General features: G+C 74.8%; 14 protein-coding genes. 9 read left to right on the plus strand and 5 right to left on the minus strand.

Going from position 1 to position 13,584, the window contains the following annotated elements; all coding sequences use genetic code 11:
* Positions 1 to 39: 39 nt before the first annotated feature.
* The 5 genes from ACFRAR_RS28110 to ACFRAR_RS28130 form a co-directional block, all read right to left on the minus strand.
* On the minus strand, positions 40 to 438 hold the full coding sequence (locus tag ACFRAR_RS28110) for a hypothetical protein (RefSeq protein ID WP_380701112.1): 399 nt from the start codon (positions 436 to 438) through the stop codon (positions 40 to 42).
* 245 nt (positions 439 to 683) lie between these two features.
* Entirely contained in the window at positions 684 to 1,223 is a 540-nt protein-coding gene (locus ACFRAR_RS28115) for an EF-hand domain-containing protein (RefSeq protein WP_380701114.1), read from the minus strand.
* 193 nt (positions 1,224 to 1,416) lie between these two features.
* Positions 1,417 to 2,361: a DUF5996 family protein gene (locus ACFRAR_RS28120; protein WP_380701116.1), complete on the minus strand. Its 945-nt coding sequence runs from the start codon at positions 2,359 to 2,361 to the stop codon at positions 1,417 to 1,419.
* A 178-nt stretch (positions 2,362 to 2,539) separates the two neighbouring features.
* Positions 2,540 to 3,040: a peptidylprolyl isomerase gene (locus ACFRAR_RS28125; RefSeq protein ID WP_380701118.1), complete on the minus strand. Its 501-nt coding sequence runs from the start codon at positions 3,038 to 3,040 to the stop codon at positions 2,540 to 2,542.
* A 55-nt stretch (positions 3,041 to 3,095) separates the two neighbouring features.
* On the minus strand, positions 3,096 to 4,202 hold the full coding sequence (locus ACFRAR_RS28130; RefSeq protein WP_380701120.1) for an RCC1 domain-containing protein: 1,107 nt from the start codon (positions 4,200 to 4,202) through the stop codon (positions 3,096 to 3,098).
* A 243-nt stretch (positions 4,203 to 4,445) separates the two neighbouring features.
* Here ACFRAR_RS28130 and ACFRAR_RS28135 point away from each other — a divergent pair, with 243 nt between their 5' ends.
* The 9 genes from ACFRAR_RS28135 (at position 4,446) to ACFRAR_RS28175 (ending at position 13,445) form a co-directional block, all read left to right on the plus strand.
* Positions 4,446 to 5,057, plus strand: coding sequence for a dihydrofolate reductase family protein (locus ACFRAR_RS28135; protein ID WP_380701122.1), 612 nt, complete (start codon positions 4,446 to 4,448; stop codon positions 5,055 to 5,057).
* Positions 5,058 to 5,130: 73 nt separating this feature from the next.
* Positions 5,131 to 5,655 (plus strand): YcxB family protein, encoded by a 525-nt coding sequence (locus ACFRAR_RS28140; RefSeq protein ID WP_380701124.1) that lies wholly within the window; start codon positions 5,131 to 5,133, stop codon positions 5,653 to 5,655.
* 375 nt (positions 5,656 to 6,030) lie between these two features.
* A complete protein-coding gene (locus ACFRAR_RS28145) occupies positions 6,031 to 7,533 on the plus strand; it encodes an ATP-grasp domain-containing protein (protein WP_380701126.1) in 1,503 nt (500 codons plus the stop codon).
* On the plus strand, positions 7,527 to 8,117 hold the full coding sequence (locus ACFRAR_RS28150) for a GNAT family N-acetyltransferase (RefSeq protein WP_380701128.1): 591 nt from the start codon (positions 7,527 to 7,529) through the stop codon (positions 8,115 to 8,117). Before ACFRAR_RS28145 ends, ACFRAR_RS28150 begins: the two co-directional genes overlap by 7 nt.
* A 112-nt stretch (positions 8,118 to 8,229) precedes the next feature.
* Positions 8,230 to 9,465, plus strand: a complete 1,236-nt coding sequence (locus tag ACFRAR_RS28155; RefSeq protein WP_380701130.1) for a cytochrome P450 — start codon at positions 8,230 to 8,232, stop codon at positions 9,463 to 9,465.
* Positions 9,466 to 9,654: 189 nt separating this feature from the next.
* Complete coding sequence (locus ACFRAR_RS28160) at positions 9,655 to 10,014, plus strand: hypothetical protein (RefSeq protein ID WP_380701132.1); 360 nt, start codon at positions 9,655 to 9,657, stop codon at positions 10,012 to 10,014.
* Between the two features lie 239 nt (positions 10,015 to 10,253).
* Entirely contained in the window at positions 10,254 to 11,357 is a 1,104-nt protein-coding gene (locus tag ACFRAR_RS28165; protein WP_380701134.1) for a sugar ABC transporter substrate-binding protein, read from the plus strand.
* A gap of 25 nt (positions 11,358 to 11,382) precedes the next feature.
* Positions 11,383 to 12,177: an ATP-binding cassette domain-containing protein gene (locus ACFRAR_RS28170; RefSeq protein WP_380701135.1), complete on the plus strand. Its 795-nt coding sequence runs from the start codon at positions 11,383 to 11,385 to the stop codon at positions 12,175 to 12,177.
* A complete protein-coding gene (locus tag ACFRAR_RS28175) occupies positions 12,174 to 13,445 on the plus strand; it encodes a sugar ABC transporter permease (protein ID WP_380701137.1) in 1,272 nt (423 codons plus the stop codon). Before ACFRAR_RS28170 ends, ACFRAR_RS28175 begins: the two co-directional genes overlap by 4 nt.
* Positions 13,446 to 13,584 lie beyond the last annotated feature (139 nt).

Here is a 13,584-nt window from a genome sequence, read left to right on the forward strand (position 1 = left end):
GTCCGCCAAGGCCGGGCCCGGGCCGTCGCGGCGCCCGGGTCAGGGGGTGGTGCACACGGCGGTCGCCCGGATCGACTCCGTGACGGTGTTGGTGTTGGTGCCGCGCACCACCCAGACGCTGCCGCTCGGGTAGGAGTCGGTGAAGAAGATCCGGAAGGCGCTGGTCTGGCCGCCACCGCCGGTGGGCACCTCGCCGGAGGGACAGGCCACCGTGGCGAACCCGTTCCCGCCCGGGGCGACGTCGACGAAGTCGCCGAAGACCTGGTCGTGGGCGGCCAGCAGCGAGGGGTTGGCGGCGGCCGGGTCACCGGGGACGACGACGGCCGGCTTGGCGGCGGGCCTGGTGACGGGCTTGTTGTCGGCGACGGCCGCGGTGCTCGCGGCCAGGACGCCGACGACGGCGAGGGCGGTCAGGACGATGGGCTTGGTACGGGCCATGGCGGCCTCCTGCGGGTTCGGGGAAGGTGCGGATTCGTCGACGGGGACTGCCCCCGGCGCCGGGTCCGATGCGTACCCGAACCAAAACCTCCCGCCACCGCCGGACCCGGCGTCGGCTACCCGGACGGCGCAACGCCGCCGCCCGGCCGGGCCAACGACCGGGCGGGCGGCCCCGCCCGCCCGGACGGCCCAGCCCAACCGCCCTGCGGGCAGGCCGGGTTGACCCGAAATCCGGGCGTGCGCCGTCAGGCGAAGAAGAGGGCGGTCAGCCACTTCCGGGGGACGCCCGGGTTCGGGTCGGCGAAGAAGCGCCGGCCCGCCGCGCGCAGGTCGTCCCGGGTGAGGAACCCGGCACCGGAGCGGTCGAGCCGGTCGAACTCCTCGACGGCGGCGGGGTCGGTGATGCTCCGGGCCTTCAGGTACTGCCGGAACTGCGCCTTGCCGACCCGGCCGTCCCGACCCGTGTCCATCAGGCAGTACGCCGCGCACGCGAACCGGGTGACGTGCTCGGGGGCCGGGTCGGGCGTGCTCCCGGCGGCCCTGCGGTCGGCGTCCGCGAGCAGCTCGCCCCGGAACACCCGGCCCCCGTGGTCCAGGCCGGCGTCCCGCAGGGCCGCCCAGAGTCCGTCGAACTCCTCCTCCACCAGCCGCCGTTGCGGCCCGGCGCCGAGCTGTCGGTCGATGACGCGCTGGAAGTCGTCCCAGGTGATCGCGCCGTCGAGATCGGCGTCGATGGTGTCGAACAACTCCAGGACCCTCTGCTGGTACGCCCCCACGGCCGTCATCCTTCTCTCCGTCCCCACGGTGATTGGCATGCGCAATTCACCGAGGAACCTAACCCATGGCCGCCCCGGGACCACCGCATTCCGGCCCCGGCGTGTCAGATCGGTGCGTGCCCCGTGAAGGAGAACGGCCGGGAGACGGCGGCCGGTTCGACGCCGGCCGACCCACCCCGGCCGCCGGCCGGCCACCCGGCCGTCAGGCACCGCCCTGGGCCGCCACCGGGTCGGTGACGCCGCCGGGTGAGGCCTCGCCGCCGACGTCCCAGCCCGCCAGGCGGGCCGCGGGCTCGTAGACGGACTCGTAGAAGTCGAGGACGGTGGCCCGCGGGTCGTCGCCGCCGCGGACGTCGTCGTAGTCCAGGACGGCCAGGTGGCTGCCGTTGCGTTCGAGCCAGCTCGCGGTGCCCGGGCGCAGCGGGTTGCCGGCCAGGCCCGCGGGTTCGGGGGCGGCGTAGGAGTAGAAGGCGGGCCTGGCGATGGTGTCGTCGCCGAACCAGAAGCCGGAGCTGACGACTTCGCGGGAGTAGGCCTCGCGGGTCACCGGGTCGACGGTCGCCGGCTGGGCGATCTCACGGCCGGAGAAGCGGGTGACGGCGATGTCGAAGGTGTGCCAGAAGTGGTGCACCGGGCTGGTCTTGCCGCAGAAGCGGGCGGCGAACTCCTCCAGCAGCAGGGCGACTTGGCTGAGGACCTGCCAGTAGCGGTTGACCCAGAACGGGTCGTAGGCGGCGTGTTCGGTGTCCTCGGCGAAGGGGCGGGCGGCGTCGGGCAGGTCGAAGGGGTGGGGGTGCGGGATGTCGATCGGTACGCCGATCGCGGTGAGGGCGTCGAGGGTGTCGCGGTAGAAGGTGGCCACCGACTGCCCGGTGAGCGGGAAGGAGACCCTTCGGCCGTCCGAGGAACAGACCAGCAGGCGGTGGTCGACGAAGTCGAAGTCGATGCAGAAGGTCCCGCCGCCGTCGGCCGTGGCCATCGGGCGGGTGGTGATGCCGCGCCCGGTGAGGTGGTAGGGGACGTTCCACCAGTGGTTGCGCCGGGCGCTGTGGGCCAGGCGGACCTTGCCGACGATCTGGGCGAAGCGGTGCAGGGTCTCCTTGGAGTCCCGCCACTGCGCCAGCGGGATCGGGGGGAACAGCTCCATGGGGCCACGCTAGGCCCGTGGGGGCGCTCACGCATCCGCTCCTCCCCGCTCCTCCCCCGGGCCGCCCGGGTGGCCCCGCGCGCCGCGCCGTCGCGCCGTACCGCGGGTTCTCCCCGGCGGGGGCGGGGGCGGGGTGCGCGGGAAGCCGGGCGGGGCGGCTTCCCGCGCGCCCCGCGTCCTATTCGACGATCTCGGCCTTCTCGATGACGACGTCCTCCTTGGGGACGTCCTGGTGGCCGGCCCTGGTGGCGGTGGGGACGGTCTTGATGGCGTCGACGACGTCCCGGCCCTCGACGACCTCGCCGAAGACGGTGTAGCCCCACTCCCGGGTGGTCTTGGCGGTGTGGTTGAGGAAGCCGTTGTCGGCGACGTTGACGAAGAACTGGGCGGTGGCGGAGTGGGGGTCCATGGTGCGGGCCATGGCCACGGTGTACGGGGTGTTCTTCAGGCCGTTGTCGGCCTCGTTGGGGACGGGGTCGCGGGTCTCCTTCTTCCTCAGGCCGGGTTCCAGTCCGCCGCCCTGGATCATGAAGGTGTTGATGACCCGGTGGAAGAGCGTCCCGTCGTAGAAGCCGTCCCGGACGTACTGGAGGAAGTTCTCCACGGTGGCCGGGGCCTTGTCCGCGTCGAGGCGCAGGACGATGTCGCCGTGGTTGGTGGTCAGTCTGACGTTCGACATGGCTACCTCGGGGGGTGGGTCGGGGCGGCGGGGCCGGGGGGAGGCTCGCGCCGCGTCAGTTGGCCAGGCTGAAGTCGCCGCCGACGGGGGCGGCGAGCTTGTCGATGCCGGTGAGGGTGGTGGGGGTGGCCACCGGGGTGGTGCTGTCGGTGGTGGTGCCGTCGCCGAGCTGGCCGGAGCCGTTGTGGCCCCAGGAGTGCACGGTGCTGTTCCCGGACAGGGCCATGGTGTGCTCGCGGCCGGCGGCCACCAGCCGTACGCCGCTCAGGCCGGGGACGGTGACGGGGGTGACGCGGAAGACGGTGGTGCCGTCGCCGAGCTGGCCGGAGGTGTTCTGGCCCCAGGCCTTGAGACGGTCGTCGCTGTCGGTGACGGCGAGGCTGTGGTTGGCGCCGGCGGCGATCTGGGTGATGCCGCCGCTCCAGGCGCCCTGGGTGGTGACGGGCGTGAAGCGGTTGATGGTGGTGTTGTCGCCGAGCTGGCCGGTGGCGTTGTAGCCCCAGGCCTTCACGGTGTTGCCGGTGCCCGGTTCGCCGGCCAGGGCGAGGCTGTGGTTGGCGCCGGCGGCGATCCGGGTGATCCCGGTCAGAGCGGTGACCTGGGCGGGGGTGCCGCGGCTGGCCGAAGTGCCGTCGCCTAGCTGGCCGTTGAGGCCGTGTCCCCAGGCCCAGACGGTGCCGTCCTCGCGCAGGGCGAGGCTGTGGTGGAGGCCGGCGGCGATGGCGACGACCTTGTGGAGGCCTTCGACCCGTACCGGGATGCCGCTGTCGGTGCTGCTGCCGTCGCCGAGCTGGCCGTGGGTGTTCTGGCCCCAGGCCATCACGGTGCCGTCGGCGAGCAGGGCGAGGCTGTGGGCGCCGCCGGCGGCGATGTCGGTGACGGTGGTGAGGTCGGCCACCTGGCCGGGGGCGTTGTGGCCGAACACCGAGCCGTCGCCGAGCTGGCCCGAGCCGTTGACGCCCCAGGAGCGCACGGTGCGGTCGGCCAGCAGGGCCAGTCCGTGGCCGAGGCTCGTTCCGGAGCCGCCGGCGGCGATCTTCACCACCTCGGTGCCGGTGAGCCCGAGGACGGTGGTGGCCGTGGTGCGCAGGTCGGCCCGGGTGCCGTCCCCGAGCTGGCCGGAGCGGTTGTTGCCCCAGGACTTCAGGCGCTTGTCTGCCATGCGTCGATGCCTCTTTACTCGTACGACAATAAGCCAAATCGCCGGTACGTCAGCCCAGTTGACGACTCCACGATCATGGCCCGACGCTAACGAGGCACCTGCCACCGGCACGGGAAACAGCGCGGCCCGCCACCCGATCGGGTGATGGCGGCGGACTCCGGGGCCAACCGGCCCGGCCCTTCGGCCCGTTCCCGGGCCGGGTTGTCACACCCGTCGCCTAGCCTGCCCGCGAGGAGGTGCGACATGGGTGGCACGGTGGGCGCGGGCAGGCTGGTCGTGGCGATGCAGGTGTCGGCGGACGGCTTTGTGAACAGTGAAGTGCCGGTCTCCGACTGGCAGTTGTGGAACTGGGGGCCCGACTGGCCGTGGAGCGCGGACCTCAGGTCCTCGTTCAACGCGCTGCTGGCGGAGGCCTCGGGCATCCTGCTGAGCCGGCCGATGGCCGACGAGGGGTACCTGGGGCACTGGGAGCGGATGGCCGCCCTGCACCCCGGCGACGGGGACTGGGACTTCGCCCGGGCGATCGGGGCGCTGCCGAAGTTCGCGCTCTCCCGTACCGGCCGGCCGCGGCGGGACTGGCCGCGCACCGAGGTGCTCACCGGCCGCCTGGCGGACACGGCGGCGCGGGCGAAGGCGGCCGCGGGTGGGCGGCTGCTGTGCTTCGGGGGCGCGGGGCTGGTGTCCGCGCTGCTGCGCGAGGGCCTGGCCGAGGAGCTGCGGCTGTTCGTCAACCCGGGGTTCGCCGGCGCGGGCACCCGGGTGTTCGGGCCGTGGCTGGTGGAGCACGGCCTGCGCTTCGACGGGGTGTCGGCGTACGACTGCGGGGTGGTGGAAAGCCGCTGGTCACAGGGGTAGCCGGGGTGCGGCGGCCCGCCGGGTGCCTGCTACGATCCGCGTTTCGCCGGCGAGTGGATCAAGGAGTGCAGCGGTGGAGCAGGAACGCGTGGAGCTGGTGTACGAGCTGACGGCCGAGGACCTGCGCGAGTCCTTCGCCGCTCAGGCACGGCACACCGTCGCGGGCCGGCTGGCGCGGATCGCGCCGTGGGCGATCGCCGGCTTCTCGGCACTCGGGTGCGCGCTGGAGGCGGCCGACGGCCGGATGGCGGCCGGGGACGTGGTGGTGACCGTCGCGCTGGTGGCACTGGCGCTGTTCCTGCCCCGCTGGCAGCTGGTGTCGGCGCGCCGGCGGGCGGCCCGGCGCGGCGAGCGCCGGGCGGTGGTGGACGGCAGCGGGCTGAGCGTCACCGACCATCGCGGCAGCAACGCCCTGACGTGGACGAAGCTGACGCGCTTCATGGAGACCGAGCGCCTGTTCGTGCTGCTGAGCCGCGGCGGCAACTGCTTCGTCGCGCTGCCCAAGCGCGCGGCCGCCGACCCGGGGGCGCTGCGTGCCCTGTTGGAGCGGCACACCTCGGCCGGCGGCGGGGTGCCGTCGGCCGTCCACGCCGAATAGCCGACCCCGGGCCGCTACGCCGCGCCGAAGTGCCGCTTGGTGTCGGCGACCAGCGTGCGCGCGAGCACACCGGGCGCGGGGATCGGGCGCGGGAATCGGGCGCGACGTCAGGCCAGGCGGTGGGCCAGGCCCGGGTAGTCGGCGACCAGGCCGTCGACGCTTCAGCGGCCGGTGCTCTCGTCGCGGCGCAGGTCGAGGGTGCGGTCGGTCATTCGTGCACGGTAGTCCCGGCGTCCGACAGCGGGCGCGGGCGGGCCGTCAACGCGGGGCGCTCCTCCGTTCGGGTGAGGGTGGGGGCGGGGCGGGCCACGTGCGGGGCGGGGTGGGGGGTGCGGTGGCGGCGGGGCTCGGTCCGGGCTCTCCATAATCGCGTGGGTGATCACATCCTGTGACGAAGCGGTGGCCCGGTTGCGGGCCGTGCCCGGGCTGTCCTGCTGCCCCCGTCCCCTGTTCGCGCTGCCCCTGCTGCGCACCGGCTGCGTGGCCGAGGTGCTGAGCGTGGAGGGCGCGGACGCGGGCTGGGCGGGCGGGTTCGGGGCGGGCGGGTCCGGGGCCGGCGGGTCCGGGCCGGGCGGGTCCGGGGCCGGCGGGTCCGGGCCGGGCGGGTCCGGGGCCGGCGGGTCCGGGCCGGGCGGGTCCGGGGCGCGGTTCCGCGCGCTGGAACCGCACTCCATGGTGCGCGACGGTACTTCGCTGGGGGTGGGCGTCCACGAGGTGCTGCGCCGGATCGCCGCCGCCGCCGACGACGGCGGCGGCGGTGCGGGCGGCGGCTGGCGGGGCCGGGAGCTGGCGCTGCTGCCCTACACCGCGATGAAGGCCGAGTGGCGCACGGCGCTTCAGGCGCTGGGCACCCGCCTGGTGGAGCCGCCGCCGATGCCGGCGATGCCGGTGCTGGGCGACAAGCGGGTCCAGCGCGCGTGGCTGCGCTCGACGGGGGCGGTGACCCCGTCCGACGTGGTGGTGCCGGTGCTCGACCACCGGGAGCTGCGACGGCGCTTCGGCGGGCGCTACGTGGTGCAGGCGCCGCTGGGCTCCGGCGGCAAGGGCACCCACCTGGTCGCCGAGGAGGACGGCCTGCACCCGATCCGCCGGGCCGGTGGCGGGCCCTGGCTGGTGAGCGGCTACGTCGAGGGCCCGGCGGTCAACCTGCACGTCCTGGTGTCGGCGGACGGCACTGTGCGGCTGCTGCGCCCCTCCGTCCAGCTGACCCGCGTCGAGGGCGTCGGCGCGCCCTTCGGCGCCTACTCCGGCTGCGACTTCGCCGCTCCCGCCCTGCTGGCGCCGCTGCCCCTGGCCCGGGCCGGGTCCATGGCACGGCGCGTCGGCGAGGCGCTGGCCGCGCTCGGCTACCGCGGGCTGTTCGGCGCGGACTTCGTCCTGGACGGCGACCGGCCGGTGCTGCTGGAGCTCAACTGCCGCATGCAGGGCTCGACCTGGCTGCTCGGCGAGGTGGAGTCGGCCGAGGGCGCGCTGCCGTCCGCGCTGCGCCACATGCTGGAGCTGTACGGGCACGTCACCGGCGGTGAGGGGCGCACGGACGCGGCGGGCGCCGTGCAGCTGGTGGTGCGGCACAGCGGCCCCACGGTGCGGGTGGCGGGCGCGCCCGGCGGCGGCCTGCACCGGCTCAGGGACGGCCGGCTCCGCTACCGCGGCACCGGGTTCGGCCTGCTGGAGTGCGGCCCCGACGACTGCGTTCTCCTGCAACTGCCCTCCCCCGGCATGGTGTTGCACCCCGGTGTGCCGCTGGCGCGGATCGTCGCCCGGCACTCGCTGACCACCCCCGACGGCACCGCGCTCACCGAGGGCGGGCGGCGCCTGGTCGAGGCGCTGCGCGCGGGCTTCACCCTGGAGGCCCTCGAACCCGCCCTGCCGTGCTGAACTCCGCGCCGGACACCATGCCGGACGACGCGCCGGACGACGCGCTGTACGTGCGCGCCGCGCACCCCGGCGACCTGCCCCGGCTGGCCGCCCTGCGCGCGGAGGCCGCCGCCTGGATCGCCCTGGAGCACGGCTCGGCCCAGTGGTCGTCCCCGTACGACCCCGAGCGGGGCCTGGCGCTGATCGCCCGCGGCGCGACCGTGGTGGCGGCGCTGGAGCCGGACAGCGAGGCCGTCGCCACCGTGACGATCCGTCCCACCGGCAGCCCCCGCCTGTGGAGTGCGGAGGAACTGGCCTGTCCGGCGCGCTACTTGAGCTCGTTCACGGTCGACCGCCGGCATGCCGGGCGCGGCGTCGGCGCCCGGCTGGGCGACTGGGCCGCCTGGCGGGCGGGGTGCTCGGGCGCCCGGGTGCTGCGGGTGAACGTGTGGAGCGACAATGCCGCCCTGCACGCCTACTACCGTGCGCGGGGCTGGCGTTGGGTGCGTACGGCGCCCGGCAGCCGCAGCGGCGCCCTGTTCGAGCGCCCCACCGCGGCGGTGGCGCCGGCGGGGGTGCACGAGGCGGGCCGGCTGCGGACCTGAGGCCCGAACGGCGCAGGCCCTCTCGACGCGGCCCGCCGCCCGGGCGCATCCTCGTGTCCCGGTGCGCGGCGTGCGGCCGCGCACCGCCGCCGCGACGAGTGGAGGAGCCCCCGTGGAGCGTCTCGTACTGGACCCGACCGGCCGCGCCCGCGACGCCGAGAGCGCCGAGCTGAGCGCGCGCGGCGCGGCCACGCCCGTCGACATCCTGGGCGTGCACGCCTGGTCGGTGTCCGACCCGGAACTCCTGGAGGAACTGCTCAAGGACCCCCGCGTCTCCAAAGACGGCCTGCGGCACTGGCCCGGCTACGACCAGGCGCTGCGGACCTGGCCGCTGGCGCTGTGGGTGGGCGTGCGCAACATGTTCAACGCCTACGGCGCCGACCACCGGCGGCTGCGCCGGCTGGTGGGCGGAGCCTTCACCGCCCGCCACGTCGCCGCCATGGCCGCCGGCGTCGAGGAGCTGACCGACGCCCTGCTGGACGACCTGGCCGCGTGCGCCCCCGGCGAGGTGGTGGACCTGCGCGCACGCCTGGCCTACCCGCTGCCGGTCCAGGTCGTCTCCCGGCTGCTGGGCCTGCCCCGCGACATCACGGACACCTTCCGGGGGATGGTCGACAAGGTCTTCTCCACCGTCCTGACCCCCGAGGAGTCGGCGGCCACCGCGAGCGCGTTCCTGGCCCTGCTGGAGGAGCTGATCGCCGCCAAGCGCCGCGAACCGGGCGAGGACCTGACCTCGGCGCTGATCGCCGCCCGCGACGCCGAGAGCGACGGCGGCTCCTCGGCGCTGAGCGAGGAGGAACTGCGCGACACCGTGCTGCTGATCGTCTCGGCCGGCTACGAGACCACCGTGAACCTGATCGACAACGGCGTCACCGACCTGCTCACCCACCCCGACCAGCTCGCCCTGGTGCGCGCGGGCCAGGCCGGCTGGGAGGACGTGGTCGAGGAGGCGCTGCGCCGCAACGCCCCGGTGGCGCACCTGCCGATGCGCTTCGCGGTGGAGGACATCGAGCTGCCCGGCGGGGTGACGGTGCGCCGCGGCGAGGCGATCCTGCCCGCCTACGCGGCCGCCGGGCGCCACCCGGTGCGCTACGGCGACAGCGGCGCCGACTTCGACGTCACCCGGCCCGTCAAGGACCACCTCGCCTTCGGGCACGGCGTGCACTTCTGCCTCGGCGCGCCGCTGGCCCGCCTGGAGGGGCGCACCGCGCTGAGCCGGCTGTTCGCGCGCTTCCCCGACCTCGCCCTCGCCCCGGACGCCCGGCTGCTCCCGGTCGACTCGCTGATCTCCAACGGGCACCGGGCGCTGCCGGTGCTGCTCGGCAGGGCTGCCCCGAGGGCCGCCTGACCCCGCCCGCCGGGGGTCGGGGGACGCCCGCCCGCCCGCCCATCCGGCCGGCCCGGGCCCCGGCTCGCGGGGCGGGCGGGCGCGCCCCTGTCGGATGTCAGGGACCGCCGCGGGCACGGGATTCCTAGGCTGACGGGCACCGGACGGCGAGCGGCCGTCCGGCCCCGCACCAGCCGAGGGAGCACCACCATGCGCAGGATCACCCACGCCATCGCCGCCCTGGCGATGGCCGCCGCCGCCCTGACCACGACGGGGGCCGGCAGCGCCTCCGCCGACGACTGGGCGGGCTGCCCGTCCGGCGCGGTCTGCGTCTACCCGCAGAACCAGGACCCGGCCGCCTCGCCCAGCGACGTCTACTGGAGCTACGGCGCGCACCGGCTGAGCAACCAGTACGGCAACCACTGGGTGCTCAACAACCAGACCGGCGGCGCGCACGCCCGCCTGTGCCGGGGCTCGGGCGGCACCGACTGCGTCTACGACATCGCGGCGCAGCGCGGTGTCTACTACGACCTGGGGCCGATCAACTCGATCACGCTCGACCAGCCCTGACGTACCGTCAGGCGTGAGCAGGGGGCGCCCGCCGCACGGGGGACCGGCGGGCGCCCCCGTTCGCGTGTGCCCGGAGGGCCGGGGGGCCGCCTCGGGACGTCCGCGGCGTGTTCACGAAGATAACGAGTGGTGATGGATTCCCGGCAGTACGGTTTTACTTATTGACGTCATGTACGCGCCCAAGGTTGACTCCCCCCACCCCGCCGCGACGCCGCGGCGACCCCAGGGAGAGGTATCCGATGAACGCCGCACTGCGTCGCGCCCTCGTCTCCGCCGTGGGCCTCGCACTGACCCTGTCCATGACCGCCGCCTGCGGCAAGGCCGCCGGCGCCAAGGGCGACTCCTCCTCCGCCGCCGGCGGCGACCCGAACGCCATCGGCCTGCTGCTGCCCGAGAACGCCTCCTCCGTGCGCTACGAGTCCTTCGACCGGCCGTTCATCGAGGCCAAGGTCACGTCCCTGTGCGCGTCCTGCAAGGTGCTGTACAACAACGCCGAGGGCAGCGCCGCCAAGCAGAAGCAGCAGTTCGACACCCTGCTCACCCAGGGCGTCAAGGTGATCATCCTCGACCCGTACGACGCCAAGTCCACCCAGGGCTGGGTCGAGCAGGCCGCCGCCAAGGGCGTCAAGGTCCTCGCCTACGACCGGCTGGCCTCCGGCCCGGTCGCCGCCTACACCTCCTTCGACAACGAGAAGGTCGGCGAACTCCAGGGCCAGGCCCTGCTGGACGCGCTCGGCCCGCGAGCCGCCGAGGCGAACATCGTCATGATCGACGGCGACGAGGCCGACCCCAACGCCGCGCAGTTCAAGTCCGGCGCGCACAAGGTCCTCGACGGCAAGGTCAAGAAGGTCGTCTACGAGCAGTCCGGCCAGTGGGACCCCACCGTCGCCGGGCAGAAGATCTCCGCCGCCGTCACCGAGTTCGGCAAGAACGGCTTCCAGGGCGTCTACTCCGCCAACGACGGCATGGCCGCCGCCATCATCACCCAGCTCAAGGGCGCCGGCATCAAGGTCCCCGTCGGCGGCCAGGACGCCGGACTGGACGCCGTCCAGCGGATCGTGGGCGGCGACCAGGCGTACACCATCTACAAGGCCTACCGCCCGCTCGCCGAGACCGCCGCCGAGCTGGCCGTCGCCCTGCTCCAGGGCAAGGACGTCAAGGCGATCGCCACCGACAGCTTCGACAGCGACACCGCCAAGGGCATCCCGTCCAAGCTGCTGGACGCCAAGGTCGTCACCAAGGACGACATCGCCGCCACCGTCCTGGCCGACGGCCTCTACAAGGCCTCCGACATCTGCACCGCCGACTACGCCGCCGCGTGCGCCGCCGCCGGAATCAAGTAGCCCCTCCCCCAAGGTGGTTGTTCACGTGACAGGCGCACCCGTCCTGCAACTGCGCGCGGTCTCCAAGCGCTTCGGCGCCGTCCAGGCCCTCACCGACGTCGACCTCACCGTCCACGCCGGCGAGGTCCTCGCCCTCGTCGGCGACAACGGCGCCGGCAAATCCACCCTCGTCAAGACCATCGCCGGCGTCCACCCCGTGGACGAGGGCACCCTCACCTGGCACGGCGAGGCGGTCCGCCTGGCCCGCCCCCAGGACGCCGCCGCCCTCGGCATCGCGACCGTCTACCAGGACCTCGCCCTGTGCGACAACCTCGACGTCATCGCCAACCTCTTCCTCGGCCGCGAGAAGCGCCGCCGCGGCCTGCTCGACGAGGTCGCCATGGAGCGGCAGGCCCGCCACCTGCTCGACACCCTCGCCATCCGCATCCCCGACGTGCGCACCCCCGTGGCCGCGCTGTCCGGCGGGCAGCGGCAGGTCGTCGCCATCGCCCGCGCCCTGGTCGGCGAGCCGTCCCTGGTCGTCCTGGACGAGCCCACCGCCGCCCTCGGCGTCGAACAGACCGCCCAGGTCCTCGACCTGGTGGAACGGCTGCGCGAACGCGGCCTGGCGGTGGTCCTGGTCAGCCACAACATGGCCGACGTCCGGGCGGTCGCGGACACCGTCGCGGTGCTGCGCCTGGGCCGCAACAACGGCGTCTTCCCGGTGGCGGGCACCACCCAGGAGCAGATCGTCGCCGCGATCACCGGCGCCACCGACAACGCCCACGCCCGCCGCCGGGCCCGGCGCGCCGACCACACCGAGGAGGCCGAGGCCGTATGAGCACCCCCGGAGCACCCCCCTCCCCCGCCGACACCCCCTCCCCCGCCGCTTCCCCCGATCCGCGGCTGCACCCGCCCGCGCGGGGCTGGGCCGAGCACGCGCGGGCCGTACGCCGGCGCCTGGCCTCCGGCGAACTCGGCTCGCTGCCGGTCGTCGTCGGCCTCGTCGTCATCGCCGTCGTCTTCCAGGCCGTCACCCACCACTTCCTCCAGGCCGACAACCTCACCAACATCACCCGCTTCATCGCCGGGCCCGGCCTGATCGCGGTCGGCGTCGTCTTCGTACTGATCCTCGGCGAGATCGACCTCTCGCTGGGCTCGGTGGCCGGCGCGAGCGCCGCGATCACCGCCGTGCTGACGGCGCGCCAGGGCTGGAGCGAGTGGGTGGCGATCCTCGCCGCCCTGGGCGCGGCCTGCGTCATGGGACTGCTGCACGGGCTGTTCTTCGCCCGCGTCGGCGTGCCCGCGTTCGTCGTCACGCTCGCCGGGATGCTCGCCTGGAGCGGCCTGCAGGAGTACGTGCTGGGCGACGGCGGCACCGTCAACAACCGCCACGAGGGCATCGTCGCGAGCCTGGACACCACCTTCCTCGGCGACGGCGACATCGCCTACGCCTGGGGCCTGGCCGTCCTCGCCCCCGCCCTCTACCTCGCCGCCCGCCTGCACACCGCCCGCCGCCGCCGAGCCGCCGGCCTCACCGCCGCGCCCGCCGCCGACAGCGCGCTGCGCGCGGGCGCCCTGGCCGTCCTCGCCCTGGCCGCCGCCTACGCCCTCAACCAGGACCGCGGCCTGCCGCTGTCCCTGGTGGTGCTGCTCGGCGCCGTCCTGCTCACCGACTTCGTGCTGCGCCGCACCCGCTACGGCCGGCAGGTCTTCGCGGTCGGCGGCGGCGTCGAGGCGGCCCGGCGCGCCGGCGTCAACGTCGCCCGGGTGCGGATCTCGGTGTTCGTGCTCGCCGCGTTCCTGGCCGGCCTCGGCGGGCTGTTCTACGCCTCCCAGCAGGGCTCGGCGGACAAGCAACTGGGCGGCGGCAACGTGCTGATGAGCGCGATCGCCGCGGCCGTGATCGGCGGCACCAGCCTCTTCGGCGGGCGCGGCAAGACCTGGTCGGCGCTGCTGGGCATCCTGGTGATCCAGTCCATCACCACCGGGCTGGACATGGTCCACGCCGCCCAGGCCATCCAGTACATGATCACCGGAGCGGTGCTGCTGGCGGCCGTCGTCCTCGACTCCGTCACCCGCCGCAGCCGCAGGGCGGGCGGCAGGTAGCGCGCGGCAGGTAGCGCGCGGCAGGTAGCGCGCGGTGGGGGGGGGGGGGGCGGGGGCCCCATACCCCCCCCCCCCCGCGCCCGGGGCCCGGGAAAGGCCCGGGCCCGGGGGGGGGGGGGGCCGGGACAAGCCACCCCCC

This window comes from Kitasatospora sp. NPDC056651 (assembly GCF_042792155.1).
Lineage (GTDB): Bacteria > Actinomycetota > Actinomycetes > Streptomycetales > Streptomycetaceae > Kitasatospora.

Bases quoted from the DNA above. Each gene is read 5' to 3' on its own strand.
- ACFRAR_RS28130 (WP_380701120.1), bottom strand. From the start codon at position 4,202: ATGGCAGACAAGCGCCTGAAGTCCTGGGGCAACAACCGCTCCGGCCAG.
- ACFRAR_RS28125 (WP_380701118.1), bottom strand. From the start codon at position 3,040: ATGTCGAACGTCAGACTGACCACCAACCACGGCGACATCGTCCTGCGC.
- ACFRAR_RS28135 (WP_380701122.1), top strand. From the start codon at position 4,446: ATGGGTGGCACGGTGGGCGCGGGCAGGCTGGTCGTGGCGATGCAGGTG.
- ACFRAR_RS28165 (WP_380701134.1), top strand. From the start codon at position 10,254: ATGAACGCCGCACTGCGTCGCGCCCTCGTCTCCGCCGTGGGCCTCGCA.
- ACFRAR_RS28120 (WP_380701116.1), bottom strand. From the start codon at position 2,361: ATGGAGCTGTTCCCCCCGATCCCGCTGGCGCAGTGGCGGGACTCCAAG.
- ACFRAR_RS28115 (WP_380701114.1), bottom strand. From the start codon at position 1,223: ATGACGGCCGTGGGGGCGTACCAGCAGAGGGTCCTGGAGTTGTTCGAC.
- ACFRAR_RS28110 (WP_380701112.1), bottom strand. From the start codon at position 438: ATGGCCCGTACCAAGCCCATCGTCCTGACCGCCCTCGCCGTCGTCGGC.
- ACFRAR_RS28160 (WP_380701132.1), top strand. From the start codon at position 9,655: ATGCGCAGGATCACCCACGCCATCGCCGCCCTGGCGATGGCCGCCGCC.
- ACFRAR_RS28175 (WP_380701137.1), top strand. From the start codon at position 12,174: ATGAGCACCCCCGGAGCACCCCCCTCCCCCGCCGACACCCCCTCCCCC.